16 protein-coding genes are annotated in these 13,934 nt (G+C 59.0%); 3 read left to right on the plus strand and 13 right to left on the minus strand.

Features of this window, described 5'->3' with window-relative positions:
- The first annotated feature begins 13 nt into the window (after nt 1–13).
- Entirely contained in the window at nt 14–1,009 is a 996-nt protein-coding gene (locus D1823_RS12400) for a hypothetical protein (RefSeq protein WP_117870429.1), read from the plus strand.
- Here the strand turns inward: D1823_RS12400 and D1823_RS12405 are convergent.
- From D1823_RS12405 to D1823_RS12430, 6 genes are read right to left on the minus strand one after another with little or no spacing between them, the layout of a single operon-like run.
- Nucleotides 1,006–1,599, minus strand: coding sequence for a GNAT family N-acetyltransferase (locus tag D1823_RS12405; protein WP_254683723.1), 594 nt, complete (start codon nt 1,597–1,599; stop codon nt 1,006–1,008). The two genes, D1823_RS12400 and D1823_RS12405, sit on opposite strands and share 4 nt — an antisense overlap.
- Complete coding sequence (gene glp, locus D1823_RS12410) at nt 1,596–3,641, minus strand: gephyrin-like molybdotransferase Glp (protein ID WP_117872875.1); 2,046 nt, start codon at nt 3,639–3,641, stop codon at nt 1,596–1,598. Before glp ends, D1823_RS12405 begins: the two co-directional genes overlap by 4 nt.
- 20 nt (nt 3,642–3,661) lie before the next feature.
- Entirely contained in the window at nt 3,662–4,153 is a 492-nt protein-coding gene (gene mobB, locus D1823_RS12415) for a molybdopterin-guanine dinucleotide biosynthesis protein B (protein WP_117870431.1), read from the minus strand.
- Nucleotides 4,150–4,794: a molybdenum cofactor guanylyltransferase MobA gene (gene mobA, locus D1823_RS12420; RefSeq protein ID WP_117870433.1), complete on the minus strand. Its 645-nt coding sequence runs from the start codon at nt 4,792–4,794 to the stop codon at nt 4,150–4,152. Before mobA ends, mobB begins: the two co-directional genes overlap by 4 nt.
- Nucleotides 4,791–5,327 (minus strand): hypothetical protein, encoded by a 537-nt coding sequence (locus D1823_RS12425; RefSeq protein ID WP_117870435.1) that lies wholly within the window; start codon nt 5,325–5,327, stop codon nt 4,791–4,793. The genes mobA and D1823_RS12425 overlap by 4 nt, the downstream gene beginning before the upstream one ends.
- Nucleotides 5,324–6,211, minus strand: a complete 888-nt coding sequence (locus D1823_RS12430; protein ID WP_117872876.1) for a formate dehydrogenase accessory sulfurtransferase FdhD — start codon at nt 6,209–6,211, stop codon at nt 5,324–5,326. Before D1823_RS12430 ends, D1823_RS12425 begins: the two co-directional genes overlap by 4 nt.
- Before the next feature lie 49 nt (nt 6,212–6,260).
- Between D1823_RS12430 and D1823_RS12435 the strand changes: the two genes are divergently transcribed.
- A complete protein-coding gene (locus tag D1823_RS12435) occupies nt 6,261–6,977 on the plus strand; it encodes an AzlC family ABC transporter permease (RefSeq protein WP_117870437.1) in 717 nt (238 codons plus the stop codon).
- On the plus strand, nt 6,974–7,306 hold the full coding sequence (locus tag D1823_RS12440; protein WP_117870439.1) for an AzlD domain-containing protein: 333 nt from the start codon (nt 6,974–6,976) through the stop codon (nt 7,304–7,306). The genes D1823_RS12435 and D1823_RS12440 overlap by 4 nt, the downstream gene beginning before the upstream one ends.
- Here D1823_RS12440 and D1823_RS12445 read toward each other — a convergent pair.
- The 7 genes from D1823_RS12445 to D1823_RS12475 all read right to left on the minus strand — a co-directional run bounded on the left by D1823_RS12445 (nt 7,295) and on the right by D1823_RS12475 (nt 13,799).
- A complete protein-coding gene (locus D1823_RS12445) occupies nt 7,295–7,927 on the minus strand; it encodes a hypothetical protein (RefSeq protein WP_117870441.1) in 633 nt (210 codons plus the stop codon). The genes D1823_RS12440 and D1823_RS12445 overlap by 12 nt on opposite strands.
- Nucleotides 7,928–7,944: 17 nt before the next feature.
- Nucleotides 7,945–8,079 (minus strand): aa3-type cytochrome c oxidase subunit IV, encoded by a 135-nt coding sequence (locus tag D1823_RS12450; RefSeq protein WP_117870443.1) that lies wholly within the window; start codon nt 8,077–8,079, stop codon nt 7,945–7,947.
- Between the two features lie 89 nt (nt 8,080–8,168).
- A complete protein-coding gene (locus tag D1823_RS12455) occupies nt 8,169–8,708 on the minus strand; it encodes a hypothetical protein (protein ID WP_117870445.1) in 540 nt (179 codons plus the stop codon).
- Nucleotides 8,695–10,536 (minus strand): glycerophosphodiester phosphodiesterase, encoded by a 1,842-nt coding sequence (locus D1823_RS12460; protein ID WP_254683725.1) that lies wholly within the window; start codon nt 10,534–10,536, stop codon nt 8,695–8,697. Before D1823_RS12460 ends, D1823_RS12455 begins: the two co-directional genes overlap by 14 nt.
- A gap of 56 nt (nt 10,537–10,592) precedes the next feature.
- Complete coding sequence (locus D1823_RS12465) at nt 10,593–11,045, minus strand: DUF6173 family protein (RefSeq protein ID WP_117870447.1); 453 nt, start codon at nt 11,043–11,045, stop codon at nt 10,593–10,595.
- Nucleotides 11,046–11,049: 4 nt separating this feature from the next.
- Nucleotides 11,050–12,096: an MBL fold metallo-hydrolase gene (locus tag D1823_RS12470; protein ID WP_117870449.1), complete on the minus strand. Its 1,047-nt coding sequence runs from the start codon at nt 12,094–12,096 to the stop codon at nt 11,050–11,052.
- The gene (locus tag D1823_RS12475) at nt 12,096–13,799 is read right to left on the minus strand and encodes an acyl-CoA dehydrogenase (RefSeq protein ID WP_117870451.1); all 1,704 of its coding nucleotides are present in this window, start codon (nt 13,797–13,799) and stop codon (nt 12,096–12,098) included. The genes D1823_RS12470 and D1823_RS12475 overlap by 1 nt, the downstream gene beginning before the upstream one ends.
- Nucleotides 13,800–13,934 lie beyond the last annotated feature (135 nt).

The following is a 13,934-nucleotide window of genomic DNA, read 5'->3' on the forward strand; positions in this document are numbered from 1 at the left end:
CGGAGCGCATGTAATGTCGGGGCCAAAACCTGACCCGGAGACCGAAAAGCCGACGTCGCTGGGCATCTATGATCGCCCGAAGACTCCGGCTGTCACCGAAATCGAGATTGCCGCACTGGTGTTCAGCCTGATCTGGCTGGTGGTGTCGGTCGTCTTTCTCGTGCTGCCCGGCCAAGGGCAGAACGGTGGCTTTGTCGTCGCCTTTCTGGCCGTGTTCATGCCCGTGGCGATGATCTGGGTTGCGGCCACCGCGATGCGCGCCAGCCGGGTGATGCGAGAGGAAAGCGAACGCCTGCAAACAGCAATTGACGCGATCCGACAAGCCTATGTGGCGCAGCAGCAACGCGCCTCCAGCACTTATGAACCCGCGGTAACCAAAAAGCTGGACGAAATCGCTGCGGCCACACGGAAAACCGAAGACGCCTTGGCAACATTCTCGAGCAAACGCACCGCGCGCTCTGCCGCAGCGGCGCAGCCTTCCACTCAGGGCGACCAGACCTCGTTGGAACTTGGGACACCTGCGGAAGAGATCACTTCACCACTGAGTACCGAGGTTTTCATCCGCGCACTGAATTTCCCCGAAACGCAGGACGACACCGAGGGGTTCAATGCACTGCGTGTTGCATTGAAGGACCGCAAGACGGCACAGCTTGTGCAAGCTTCGCAGGATGTTCTGACGCTGCTCAGCCAGGAAGGCATCTACATGGATGACCTGCGCCCCGACATGGCCCGGCCAGAAATCTGGCGCCAGTTCGCCCAGGGCACACGCGGGCGAGCTGTGGCGGCGCTGGGGGGTGTACGCGACAGATCTTCACTTGCACTGACGGCAGCCCGAATGAAACAGGACCCGATTTTCCGCGACGCCGCTCACCATTTCCTGCGTCGGTTTGACAAGATGATGGCCGAGTTTGAACCCACGGCAAGCGATGCGGAACTGAGTGAATTGGGTGAAACCCGAACGGCACGCGCATTCATGTTGCTGGGCCGCGTGGCAGGCACGTTTGATTAATCCGGCCCGACAACCCACGACATTTTGGTCGCACTGCTGAAATTGAACAGATACTTCAGCGGTCCGGTTTTTTCTTGACCCAAAGGCAGAAACCCCTCGCGCTCGTACAAGCTGCGGGCCCGGGGGTTTGTGTCGATGACATCAAGCTGAACCTCTGACATGTTGTGGTTGCGGGCCTCGCACTTGATGGCATTCAGCAATGCCGTGCCCACTCCTTTGCCGCGCGCCTCGGCAGCGACAAAAATACCATCCATCTGGAACACGCCCGGTTTCAGCTCGCGCTCCAGCACGCTCAGAACCAAAGCGCGCCAGATAGCCCCGAACCAGCCATAGACCCGCGCCAGGTCGGACATATTGCCCCCCGCAAAAGAGCCGTCACGTGTCTTGAAACCCGCCAGACCCAGCACCCGGCCCGTTTCATCCCGCGCAACCAGCGCGAAATCCGGGTTCAATGCGATTTCAAAGAAAGCTAATCCTTTTTCGTCCGGACCCATGACTTTGCCCAGCTTGGCCGAAAATGCCTGCCAGAACAGGGCCGCCGCTTGCGCGCGTTCATGATCGGCGAACTCTCTGGAAATCGTGACCGTCACAACCCGAAACTTCCATACGGGAGGAAACGGACCATATCGCCCGGTTTGACGTGACGCGCACCGTCCTCGATTTCGACCAACCCTTCAGCCCAGCTGAGACCACTGATCCGGCCTGACCCTTCCGAGTGGAAGACTTCGGCCCGCCCATCGCGCATTCTGGCGCGCAGATATTCCCGGCGACCCGGTTTTTTACGCTTTTCAAAGGCGGCAGGCACTTCGAAACCCTGCGGTTCAGCCCAGCCTTCGCCGGACATCAACCCCAAAGCCGGGCGCGCGAAGATCAAAGTACAGACCATGGCCGCAACCGGGTTTCCGGGCAGGCCAAACACCGGCACGCCGGACCACAAACCCAGAGCCAGCGGCCGCCCGGGCTTCAACGCAATGCGCCAGTGCTGCATCGCCCCGGCCTGACGCAACAAGGCTGAGACGTGGTCCTCGTCGCCTGCTGACGCGCCACCACTGGTCAAAATCACATCCGCCTGTTTTGCTGACTGGTCCAATCGATCCCGCAAGGCGTCCCGATCATCCGAAACACGGCCCATATCCACGGGCACGAACCCCATCCGATCGATCAATGACAGCAGCAACGGGCGGTTGGCGTCGAAAATCTGACCCGGACCAGCACGCTCTCCGGCTTCGACCAGTTCATCGCCCGTGGACACTACAGCCACGCGAAGCGGTTTACGTACGTTGACTTCGGCAATCCCCACGGCAGACAGCAGCGCAAGATCGGCGGGAGTCAGCCTGCGCCCGGCAGGAAGAGCGATATCGCCTGCGGTCACGTCCTCTCCCGCGCGCCGTGTATTTGCGCCTTTTTTAAGCGGGCCGTGGAAAGCAATGTGGCCGTCTTTGACCGTGACATCCTCTTCCAGAATAACCGTATCCACCCCGTCAGGCAGCGCCGCACCCGTCAGCACGCGCAATGCCCGGCCTTGAGGCACGTCACCGTCGAACGGAATTCCCGCCGCCGCACGCCCGTCAATCAATGGCATGATCTGTGGGCCATCGGGGGCGGGGCCAGCAAACCCGAACCCATCCACAGCCGTATTCGGTAACGGCGGGTTCGAGCGTCGGGCGACCACATCCCCGGCCAGAATGCGCCCGCTCGTGTTGTTCAGCGCAACCGTCTCAACTGACGTGATCGGGTGCAGCCCGTCGCGCAAATAGGCCAGAGCGTCATCGACCGGTGTCCAGTTGACCCCGGCAGGCAATGCAAAACAATCGTTCCGCAACGGAGGCGGGGCTATGTTCGGCTTGTCCTGAGGCACACCCAATATCCAACCTTCCTCTGCCGCTGAGACGTTCAATTGTGCATCCAACTCCTGCTCTGTCAGACGCGACAGAGTCAAGGCAACCTGTTCAACCTGCCAAGCGTCCTTGATCCGTCCATCCGGTGCCGCGCCAAGGGATAAAGACGGCCAGATTTCCACGAAGGCGACGGGTTTATCCAGCGGCTCGAACGGCCAGACAGAGACTTGCCCGGCAAACCGGTGGCGAAGCCGGTTCAGAACTGGCAATCCCATCATAACTTGTCCGCCAACCGCGCCTGCCCCTGCCATCTGCCAGCAAGTGAAGCTGCCTTTTGCCAGAGTCTCAACGACACGGCGGTCCGGGAACGGGTTTGAATAGCCCGTTTTGGTACGCGGCAGACCGTCAATATCTCGGCGCAATCCGTTCATCCAGAACGGGCCGAGACCACCAAACCGCAAGTTGATCCGACCCGCCAGATCAAAGCGATTGTTGGCCTTCGGGGAATCCTCGATATGTTGGTCGAACCAGTCCCACAAAGCCAGCGGATCGTCCGTACCGGTCATCGCGCGGGCGAATCCGCAAGGATATCCAAAAGGAAAATCGAACCCAAGAAGCAGACGGCGACCGGCCTTCAGTTCGGCTCGGATCAGAGTATCCAACCATTGCTCTGCAACCAGCCTGTTACGCAGGTATTCGGGGTCAAACACTTTTCCATTACGTACAATGCAGGCCCAGATCGCATCCTTGCGCGGGGTCGGCCCGGTGTCGTTCCCCCCAGACCAATCCACCATTGCAAAGGTTTGGAACAGGCTCACAATTCGACCTCTTTCAGTATGAAATCCGTGACGCCAGCCGTGTCGTTCAGATCAAAAACCGGGCAATCCAGATCCAGCGCGGTGTCACTGGCCACCGCGCGGATGGTGCCGTTTTCAGGTGCCATCAGCGCGTTACCCGCCGCGGCGCGATACGCTTCGATCTTGGGGTGGTCCTCGCGCTTGAACCCTTCGACCAGCACCAGATCGACCGGCGAGAGCCGCGCCAACAGTTCGGCGAGGGGCGGTTCAGGCGCGCCCCGCAATTCCTGCATCAGAGCAATGCGTTGCCCTGAGGCAAGCAATACCTCGCTGGCCCCTGCCACGCGGTGCCGGTGACTGTCCGTGCCCGGTTGATCCACATCGACGCTGTGATGCGCGTGTTTGACCGTAGAGACCGAGAAACCCCGGCTGGAGATCTCGGCCACCAGCCGTTCCATCAGCCCGGTTTTGCCGGTATTCTTCCAGCCCGTGACGCCATAGATCCTCATGCCTGCTCCAACAAAGTTCGGGCACGGTCCAGGTCTTCAGGCGTGTTGACGTTGAAGAACGGATCGAACGGGTCGGCGTTGAACAAAGCCTCGCGCCCGTCATGTTTGTCAGTCCACATCACCACCTTGCGCAACCCGTCCATCAGCGCCCCCCGCAGATCATCGCGAAGCGCCACGGGCCAGATCCCAAAGGTCGGGTGTCGGTTGACCCGCTTGCCCCCGCCGGATTTCAGCGCCTCGTCGCCCGTACGCGGCGTGGTGGCCAACACCAGAGGGTGCACCTGCCCTTCCGCAGCCTGTGTCAGTCGCGCCACCAGGTCGCGCGGGAAGAATGGCGTGTCTGCGGCAACCGTCACGATGCTGTCTGCCCCCTGCCCTGCCGCCCAGTCGAGCCCGGCCAGCACACCGGCCAGAGGGCCCGCAAATCCGTTGATCGTATCAGGCAGGACGGGCAGGTTCAGGTCGGCGAAACGCTCGGGGTCTCCATTGGCGTTCAACGCCAGGCCACTCACCTGTGGAGCGATACGTTCGATAACATGGTACAGCAGGCTCTGCCTTCCAATCTGCAGCAGACCTTTGTCGCCACCGCCCATACGTGTGGCCTGCCCGCCTGCGAGAATTATGCCAAGCGGTTTGGTCATGATGGGTCTTCGATATCCGGCCATTTTCGAAATTTCTCCAGCGGTGTAAAAATCCAAACCCCATTGCCCGCACCAAGCAAAATGAAACACAGGCTCAAAGGAAGTCCGGAAAAGTCGGCCAAAACATGGCTGAAGCGAATGGAAGCGAGAAACAGCACCAAAACCGCCATAGGCGCGAAAAACGACCAGAAATAGCACCGATACCTGCGGAGTGATCGTCGGATTTCGTCGGGTAATACGACTGAGTCCGGCAAACCTTGAAGGAGGATACGTTGCAATACAGCGCTTTGTTTTTTCACCGCCAATCCCCAAGCTGTCCACCCCATCCGGAATGGGGCAAACAGGTCAAATGTACCGATATAGTCTCTTGCGTCCCATCCCAATCGATTCAGAGTTTCCTCGTCCAACCGTGCCATCCCGTCTACGATGGTCCGTTTGCTGCGTGCGTAGTTTCGGGCAGCAAGAATGCTCAGCGGTAAGATACTGACCGTCACAACAATCAAGAAAAAGAGTCTGAGAGTTTCCAAAATCATCCTGCACTTTTGCGGCGGTGTTTCTTGTCCTCGCCTGACACGGTAGACGGGTCTACGTCGCGCAGCAGACGGTCGTCACCCGAGAGGCAGACAAAGCGCTGCCCGCGCATCCTGCCGATCAGCGTCAGCCCGACTTCGCGCGCGATCTCGACACCCCATGCGGTGAAGCCTGAGCGGGAGGCCAGAACCGGAATGCCCATCATTGCCGTCTTGATCACCATCTCGGATGTCAGGCGACCGGTGGTATAGAGAATCTTGTCCTCCGCCGCCTCATTCTCGGACAGCATCCAGCCTGCAATCTTGTCGACAGCGTTATGGCGGCCCACGTCTTCCATATACACCAGCGGGCGGTTTTCACGGCACAGGACAGTGCCGTGGATTGCCCCGGCCTCGAGATACAGCGACGGGGTGCGGTTGATCTTCGAGGCCAGTTCGTACAGCCACGAAGTACGCACCTGAACCTGCGGCAGTTGCACGTCCTCAAGCCCCTCCATCATGTCGCCAAACACCGTACCTACGGCACACCCGCTGGTGCGCGTCTTTTTCTTCAGCTTATCCTCGTAAGACGTCTGGCGCGCGGTGCGAACGATCACGGTTTCAAGATCGTCATCATATTCCACGCGCGTGATTTCGTCATCCGCCAGTAGCATCCCCTGATTGCGCAGAAAGCCCAGCGCCAGATATTCGGGGTAATCGCCAATGGTCATCGCTGTCACGATTTCCTGCGCGTTGAGGAATATCGTCAACGGGCGCTCTTCGACCACCGAAATCTGGTTGATTTCGCCGTTCTGGTCCACACCCTCAACCGCGCGGGTCAGGCGTGTCGCGCCCGGATCAGGGGCGATAAGATAGTCCGACAGATCGAATTCCGTGGCCAATTGCAACCCCTTCCCAAGACAGTTACTGCTGCACGCATCACCATAGGATTTAGCCATGGCCTCTGCCACATCCAAGTCATACTTCTGGAAAGGTTTTCGGGACGGGACGCCGTTCGTCTTCGTCGCCGTGCCCTTTGGCCTTCTGTTTGGTGTTTTCGCGACCGAAGCCGGGCTGACCCTTGTTCAGACGATGGCCTTTACATCGACCGTTTTTGCCGGAGCAGCGCAATTCGCGGCCCTGCAACTGTTGCAGGACAACACCCCGACCGTGATCATCGTAATCTCGGCGCTGGCCGTGAATCTGCGTATGGCGATGTATTCCGCATCACTGACACCTTACCTGGGTTCCGCGCCCATGTGGCAGCGTGCCTTTGCGGCATATCTGACCGTGGATCAATCTTATGCCTGCTCCATCGTGCGGTTCGAGAAAGAGCCTGACCTGTCAGTGCCACAACGCATGGCCTATTTCGTGGGCTCTGTCACGCCGATCACGCCGCTCTGGATTCTGGGCACCTATCTGGGCGCAGTTCTGGGTGCACAAATACCGGAAAGCTGGGCGCTGGATTTTGCCCTGCCTATTACCTTTCTGGCCATGATAGGGCCGATGATGCGGACCTTTGCACATGTGGTCGCAGCACTTGTGGCCATCACGGTTTCGTTGCTGACGGTCGCAATCCCGTTCAATCTGGGTCTGTTGATCGCCGGATGCGCTGGAATGATTGCCGGAGCGCAAGCGGAACTGATCCTCGAACGTAGAAAGACGCAGTCATGACGCAGCCGGAGTCCGTCACCATCTGGGCCATTATCATCGGGCTTGCCATCGGCAGTTATGCGCTTCGCTTTGTCTTTATCGGTTTTGTAGGTGATCGCACGATGCCGCCCTGGCTGCTGCGTCACCTGCGGTATACAGCGGTGGCCATCCTTCCTGCATTGATCGCACCGCTGGTTGTCTGGCCATCGGCCACCGAAGGACAGCCCGATCTGCCCCGTATGTCGGCGGCGGCTGTTGCCCTGATAGTGGGAGTGATCAGCAAAAACGTGCTGGCGGCCATCTTTTCCGGGGCCGCCACGCTCTATGGTCTGCTTTATCTACTGAGTTGAGACAGCGTTCAGCTGGTTGAGACGCGCATTGTTCGCCGCCAACCCTTTTTGCAGATCCGCATCGTCGTTTTCCCGGTACTCTTCGGTCACGACGCCCGGAATCTTTGCGAACTGTTCCGACAATTTCACCGGATAGAACGTCACATCGATCTGCTCGAATCCCGGCACCTGCTTCAACAGTTGCGAAGTCGCGTTGGTGCAGAATGCGCCGGCGACCGGACCGGACTGCTTTGCCAGTTGCAAGGCGATTTCAGCCTGTTGCGGGCTCACCTGTATGGTCTGTATACGGGCATAATGCGTTTCGCGCGCGTGCGAGCTGCGATAGGCCCGCTCGACCGCCGGGGTAATGCCATAGAGCACGTCATCCTTCACAGGAACAACATCCGCCCGGAACGAACCGGCAGGGTCAAAGATCACCCGCTCGCTACCCGAGATCATCAGCGACGTATGTGCACCCGATCCGGTGCGGGTGCTGATCATCGTGTAAAGCGTTAGCGTCGATAGCCCCGGATCACGGTAGGACCGGGATACGACTTCATTCTGATCCGCCTGAGGACGGCTTGAATTGGCACAGCCTGCCAGCGTCGCTGCCAACAAGCAGGCAATCAAAATCCTGAGCAATTTAGCCCCCAATACTATCAGGAGGCGAAAACCGCCAGAAACAGGCACAGGAAGGCAATGGCGACTACACACCACGTGGTGGCTTTGATGAAACCATTGAAAGTTTTGGTTTGGACCGTGATGTCCATTTCGCCGTGCTTGTATTCAGCCATGAGTCTCAGATTCCCAATTCGCGTGTTTGATCTGTTGGATAATAGAAAATACAACGCCTGTCACCACGTCTTTCACGCGCAAGATGCGCTTACTTGAGAACCGAGCAACCGGGATACCCGAAACCCCACCGCCAGGGCAGGCCGCTACAGGGCCCGCCACCGAATCGCACCGCCCCATACATTGCATCCGCAGTGATCGCGTGCACGCTGCGAATCTGGTCAGGTGTCATGTCGTACCGGTCGGCATAATCTTCTGCATGGCGGTCTCCGTGCTCTACCACACAGGCGTGCAAGGCGTCATCCGCAGCCAGACGTGCGTCATAGCTTTCCTCGGTCGTCTCCGCTCCTCCTGCATTGTGATAAGCCCGGTCATGGGTCACGCAGCAGTACTCCCATGGCGGGTGCTCTTGATACAGTTCGCCAACTTGCGGAAACTGCTTTGCCACCCAGCGCCAACTGGCTGACAACCCGCCTGAACAGCCGTCAGTTTCAAACGAGGTCAGTTCGGCGCCCTCGCTTTGTTCGATCAGCGCTCGGTGGCCCGGCATTTCAAATCCTCGCATCAAATCCTGAGCCCATGCCGACAGTGGCGGCAGAGCCAGAATCAGCGCCAGTTTAAGGGCTTTCATCGCGCATAGCCTCTGTATCGACCTGCAATCCAAACGTAGTGGCCAGCCACAGCAACAGCCGCTCACCCGGCCCCATTTCAGCGCGCACGCGCAAAACCTCATTGGCCATGGCCGGGCGGTCTGTGATCAGACCATCCACCCCCATCGAGGCCATTCTGGACATCTGCAACGGATCATTCACAGTCCAGACGTAGATATCCTTGCCCGCGTCCTGCACCTTGCGGATCAGTCCCGGTGTCACCATGCCTGCATTGACCGCAACAAATTCGCCTTCAAGCCCCGACAGATCCCCGACAGCCGTGGCCGCCAGCACGCCGGAGCGCCAGTCGGGGCGTAACTTTTTCATCTTTTGCACAGCCGGGTACTTCAGCGACATGGTAGCAATGTCGCCCTGCATCCCGAGCTCTTCGACAAGGTGGATCACCCGGTTTTCCAAATCAACGTCATGACCATAGTATTTCAGTTCGATAAGGACCTTGGACTTGCCCCTGGCCGCTTCCAGAACCTCTCGCAGGGTCGGGGTCCGCTCTGCGGCGTATTCCGGCCCGAACCAGCTTCCAATGTCGATATCAGCCACATCCTGTATCGTAGCATCCCAGACCTTCAGGTTGACGCCGGCCAACTTCATGAAATCGCTGTCATGGGCCACGATAATCACATCATCCGCCGTTTCCTGAACGTCTATCTCAACCCAGTCCGCACCATCCTCGATCGCTTTCAAGACCGAGGCCATTGTGTTTTCCGGTCGTAAAGCCGCAGCGCCCCGGTGACCGATGACCTCAGCATGATCCGGCGCCTGCACCCGTTCCAGCAGGCTTTGACCGAACCAAAGGCCAATGCCCAATGCCGCCAGGGCCGCTGCGACAGTCACAAGTACAGGTACGCGGACCCTTCGGGGTTCGGGATGGGGAACTTCTTTTGTCTCAGCTTCGAAAAACGCGTCCAGCACAACCGCCAGCGCGCCCAGCGCTGTTGCCGCCAGAACCAACCCCGCCAAGGACCAAAGCCCTGCGATGATCAGGCTGAGGATCAATGCCAGTCTGAGGCTGCCGCCTTCCTGCACCGGCACAAGCGCAAACAACAAACTTGCCATTGCAGCTATCAACGCCGCAATCACAAGCCGCATTCCCAGCCAAAGGGCAAGTTCGATCTTCAAACGCCCGCGCTTGCCTTCCATCTTTTGTTCGCTTTTGGCGAATGCTCCGCGTGGTGAAGCACCTTCAAACAGGACCAAGTGCAGGGCCAGTGCCCATCCGGACAGACGACGAATCAACACCCATGCCAACGCAAGACCGACAAGTCCAATAAGAACCACGGCCACCTGAAAGGCCGGAGGGTGGAACGTCAGGTAATAATTGATGTCATATTCCGTCAGCGTCCACCATGCGATCAACCCCGCGATGGCCACAAACGGCAGGGCAAGCAGCAAGACACGCAGGATGAACCGAACGGCAAACCCGAACAGTGCCGGAAAGCGGGACAGGTTCAGTGCCAGCGCCGCGCCCCCTGCGCGCCAGGGGTCGCCTTCCCCCATGCGCAAGGACCCGGCCATGACCGAGAACACAAAGACCTCGGCCAGCAAAAACAGGCTGAGCACCGCGACACCCGCGATGAACCCTGCCGGAGACAGCAGGAACATCGCAATGTCCTGGTCGGTCAGAGCGGTCTGATCTGACAGAGAGACCGCCAGATTGACGGCCACGGCCACACCCGGTGCGATCAACGCCACCAACAGCAAACGCACAGCGACATAGATTGGCACAAAGACCCAACGCCGGGCCCAAGCTTCGGCGTAGGCATGTGTTACTGCTTGAAAAATTGTTGTCACGTGGCGGCCTCCGGACTGATGCAGTCATTCAAAGGCGCGCACGCGTGAATTGCAAGTCAGCTGTCATTCAGATCCGCAGCTAGACGGAACCCGATACGGTTGGCAGGTTTATCCTCGACGGATTTAGGCAAAGCGCGCAGCATCACATTCAACTGACTGACATGCTGCACCAGTTGCGTGCGGGCCCCGGCCCCGCCCGATCCATAAAAAGTAATCATGTCGGGGTCGAAATACCCCATCCCCTCGATCCGCATTACGCCGGCATCGCCACCGGTGAAGCCCATGGCGACTTCGTGATCACCGTCCAGCGTCTTTTCGAAGTTCTGGATGTACATGATCAAGCGTTCGTAAGCCCATTGCGCAGGGCTTTTGTTCTTGACCGGCTTCTTCAAGCTCTCGGGCAGGTCCTTGGCACCGGATTGAGCGTTGGGATCTGCGTGCACCTCATGACACCGCGGCAAAGCAGCGGCTTCGGCGGCCTCGGCCGAGGTTTCGATTTGGTCCTGCATTCTTCTACCCTTTGCGCTGATACAGCCATGCCCCGTCGGCGCGTTGCGTCCGGGTTACTGCACCAATGTGGTAGAGATGATTCACATGCGCAACCGCCTCAACAAGCGCAAGCCCATATTCACCTTCACGGATCGTGCGCTTGAACAGAGGCAGAAAACAATCGGCGGCAGCTCTGGGCTGATCCAGATGTTTCAACAGGCGATCCAAAGCGCCGTGGTGGTTGTCGATAAGCTGCCTCATTCTAAGCGGCAGACCCGTAAAAGGCAGCTTGTGCCCGCCAAGGACCAGATGATCGGGCCGGACAAGCGTTTGCAAACGCTCGCAGGCTTCCAGCCACGCTGAAACCGGATCGGCCATCGGTTCGGTGGCATAGACGCCCAGATTGGGACTGATCGAGCTGAGAATCTGATCGCCGCTCAACACCAGATTGTCATCACGGCTCCAGAAGGTGGCGTGTTCCGGCGCGTGGCCATTGCCCATATGAACGTCCCAGTCGCGGCCACCCATTCGGATCACGTCGCCCTGCTTGATCCGTTTAAAGCCCAGCGGCATGGGATAGACCGTGTCGGCAAAGTTGAACGGACGATCCTTCATCCGCTCATTCAAAACCTCGGGTGCCATGCCCGCGCAGCGATAGAAATCAAGCGTCTCCTGCGGCCATGTTTCCTGCACATCCAGCGTCAGCATTCGCGCAAACAGCCATGAGGTGCGGCTTGTGACCAGCTCGGCCCCGTGCTCCGACTGAAACCACCCGGCATTGCCGACATGGTCAGGATGATGATGCGTCACCACCACACGGGTGATCGGTTTGCCCCCGAGGGGCCCACCCATCAGGGTTTCCCAGATACGCCGCGTCTTGTTCGACGACAGCCCGGTATCAATCACCGTCCAACCTTCGCCATCGTCCAGTGCGTAGATATTGACGTGATCCAGCGCCATCGGAAGAGGCAGGCGCATCCATAGAACGCCCTCGGCAACCTCGACGGCCTCACCCGGCGCAGGCGGTTCAGCCCACGGATACCTGATCCCCGAAACGCGATCCCCGTCCATCACGCCGCCAATTCGTCTGGGCTGAGCGAAAAGAGATCATCCGCCCCGCTTTGCACCCGCGCCAGAAGGCCGGAATGCTCGGGCAACAAGGCGTTGATGTAGTATCGCGCCAGCTTGGCCCGTGGTCCTTCCGGATCGGCCAGTGCCGCGGACAGGTGATAGTGCCCGCCAAGCACCCGGGCAAACGCCTGAAGATATGCCGTTGCGCCTGCAAATCGATCGTTCATGTCGTCCTGCGCCACCAACCATTCGGTGGCCTCGCGCAGGGTTTCTGTTGCCTCCCACACAGGACCGGCCAAATCGGGCATCGTCGTACGCGCGTGTTCTGCCTGTTCTTCGATCTCGTCCAGAAGGTTCGACGCCGCCTCGCCGCCGTCCATCATTTTGCGCGCAACAAGGTCCATGGCCTGAATGCCATCGGTTCCCTCGTAAATCGCGGTCACGCGAACATCGCGGGAATACTGCGCCGCACCTGTTTCTTCGACAAAGCCCATGCCCCCATGCACCTGCACGCCGGTTTCAGCCACGCTTATTCCGGTCCGGGCCCCAAAGTTTTTGCCGATTGGCGTCAACAACGCGGCCCGCGCGACCCAGTCTGTGTCGCCGGTGGCTTTCGCCATATCAATCGCCGTTGCGTTGGCCATGAGAATCGCACGCGCAGCAAAGATATCGGCGCGCATATCCATGATCATGCGACGCACATCCGCATGATCGATGATCGTACCCGAAGGCGTCCTGCCCTGCTTACGCTCCAGCGCATAGGCCAAAGCGTGCTGATAGGCGCCTTCCGCAACGCCCACACCCTGGCCACCCACACCCAGGCGGGCGTTGTTCATCATGGTAAACATGGCCGCCATACCACCATGTTCCTTACCGACAAGCCATCCTTTGGCGCCGTCATATTGCATCACGCAGGTGGGTGAGCCATGCAGGCCCATCTTGTGTTCGACAGAAACAACCTTCAGGTCGTTGGCCACGCCGGGGTTTCCAGCCGCATCGGGGATGTATTTCGGTACCAGAAACAAGGAAATGCCCTTGGTGCCGGGCACACCGTCCGGCAGACGGGCCAGAACCAGATGGCAGACATTTTCAGCAAAGTCGTTGTCGCCCCAGGAAATGAAGATCTTCTGCCCGGTCACTGAGTAGGTGCCATCACCGTTTGGTTCGGCCTTCGAGGTCAGCGCACCGACATCCGATCCGGCCTGTGCTTCGGTCAGGTTCATGGTGGCAGACCACTCACCGGAAATCATTTTGGGCAGATACAGCGACTTCAGTTCGTCGCTGGCGTGATGTTCCAGCGCCTCGATCTGGCCCTGCGCCATCAGCGGAGCAAGTTGCAGCGACAGGCAAGCGGCGCTCATCATCTCGTTCACGGCAGTAGTGATGGCCATCGGTAGGCCCATACCGCCAAATTGAGGATCAGCGCTGATCCCGATCCACCCGCCTTCGGCAATCGCCTTCCAGCCATCGGCATAGCCCGGAGAACTGCGCAGCACGCCATTCTCAAGCCGTGCCGGTTCCAGATCACCGGCACGCTGCAATGGAGCCAGAACCTCTTCGCTCATCTTGGCTGCTTCGGTCAGGATGGCGCTGACGACATCGGCGCTGGCATCCGCGAAAGTCTCGGTGGCGGCGACCTGGTCGAACCCGACGACATGGTCCAGTAGAAATTGATAATCAGAGATTGGGGCGCGATATGGCATGATTTCTCTCGGGGTCTAACGGATCAGAATACATCGGCGGGCTTGGAATCAAGTTCAAGCGCCGGTAAGCGTGTGGGCCTGAACCGATTACGTACCTTTCCTCAAGTTCCAGGCAACCAAAACGCGGCGTCATCA

This window comes from Ruegeria sp. AD91A, from assembly GCF_003443535.1.
GTDB lineage: Bacteria > Pseudomonadota > Alphaproteobacteria > Rhodobacterales > Rhodobacteraceae > Ruegeria.